The sequence below is a fragment of the Actinospica durhamensis genome (assembly GCF_018139695.1).
GTDB classification, from domain to species: Bacteria; Actinomycetota; Actinomycetes; order Streptomycetales; family Catenulisporaceae; genus Actinospica; species Actinospica durhamensis.
In genome coordinates, this window is record NZ_JAGSOG010000549.1 from 1 (window position 1) to 1,666 (window position 1,666).

Annotated in this window: 1 protein-coding gene; it reads left to right on the forward strand. The window is 68.1% G+C overall.

Translation table 11 applies throughout. The features are described 5' to 3' along the window. Positions 1 to 132 precede the first annotated feature (132 nt). Complete coding sequence (locus tag KDL01_RS40915) at positions 133 to 1,515, forward strand: IS1380 family transposase (protein WP_212534108.1); 1,383 nt, start codon at positions 133 to 135, stop codon at positions 1,513 to 1,515. Positions 1,516 to 1,666: the final 151 nt, after the last annotated feature.

Consider the following 1,666-nt stretch of genomic DNA (forward strand, 5'->3'; position numbering starts at 1 on the left):
CCTGAATCCACTGATGGGTAATGCTTCGATGCCCGCCCTGGGGTGACCCCGGTGACACGAGATGCCTTCTGACCTGGAAGAATAGAGGTTCTCTAGGCCCTTATCCGTTCAGTTCGAGAAGGCATCCCGTAGGTGCAATCCTCTCATGCCGCATCGCGGCTCTCCGCGTCGTTCTCCGACCCGAATTTGATCGCATCGGCGGGGCTGGTGCCGGTGGTGCGCCTGGCCGAGCGGTGCGCGTTGCCGTCCCTGATCCGCCGGCACGTCGATCTCGGCGTTTCGACCGGGGCGAACCCGGCGGGCAAGGCGATGAGCCTGGTCGCAGGCATGTGCGTGGGCGCGGACAGCATCGAGGACGTGAACGTGCTGCGCACCGGCGGAACACACCGGCTGTTCGGCGGGATCTACGCGCCCTCCACGCTCGGCAGCTTCCTGCGCACCTTCACCCACGGGCACGTGCGGCAACTGCAGGCCGCAGCCCGCCGGTTCACCGCAAACCTCATCGCCCATGCGGGACTGATCCCACCCGGTGAGCCGATCGTCTACCTGGACGTGGACTCGAAGATCAAGCAGGTCTACGGCCCCGCGAAACAGGGTGCTTCGTTCGGGTACACCAAGGTCCGCGGCCTGCACTTCCAGATCGTGACCGCCTCCACCCCCTCCTCGCGCCCTGTCGTGATCGCAACGAGGCTGCGCAAGGGCTCGGCCGGCTCCGGCAAGGGCGCCGACTCGCTGGTCGCCGAGGCGATCCGCGCTCTTCGCGAGGCCGGGGTCACCGCGATGATCCTGGTTCGGGCGGACTCTGCGTTCTTCTCCGCCAAGCTCGTCAAGGCGATCCGCGCCGCAGGAGCCTGCTACTCGATCACCGTGGCCAACACCAAGCCCGTGCGTGCGGCGATCGCCGCGATCCCCGATACCGCCTGGAAACCGATCAAGTACCGCAACGCGGTCTGGGACCAAGACGAAGGAGCCTGGATCTCCGAAGCGGAGATCGCCGAGATACCGTACACCGCGTTCGCTTCGAAGAAGGCCGCGCTGCACGCCGGCGGGCGGCTGATCGTACGGCGGGTGCGGCGCCTGAACCCCGCCACCATGCCCGACGGCCAGGGCGAACTGTTCGCCGCCTACCGCCACCACGCCTTCCACACCACCAACCCCCTCGTCATCGACCAGGCTGAACCGACCCACCGTCAACACGCGGTGATCGAGCAGGTCTTCGCCGACCTCGAGCACGGCCCGCTCGCGCACCTGCCCTCGGGCAAGTTCAACGCGAACGCCGCGTGGCTCGTCCTGGCCGGCATCGCGCACAACCTCACCCGCGCCGCCGCCACCTTGGCCGGGCGCTTCCACGCCAAGGCCACCGGCGCGACCGTGCGCGCAACTCTGATCAACATCCCCGCCCGAATCGCCTCCGGCGCTCGACGCCTGCAGCTTCACCTGCCCGAACACTGGCCCTGGGCAGGCGGTTTCCTCACCCTGTGGGCGCGCACCGGACACCGGCCGATCACCAGCTGAGCGGTCAGCGCGCCACCCGACCACCACGACCCGAGGAACCCTGGAGACCCCGCCCGGACGGCCACCCGGCAATCACCCCTGCCCGGACATCCGGCACGACCGATAAACGATCAGGAAATCAGCACCCCGGAATCAGCCCGGTGGATCCGGG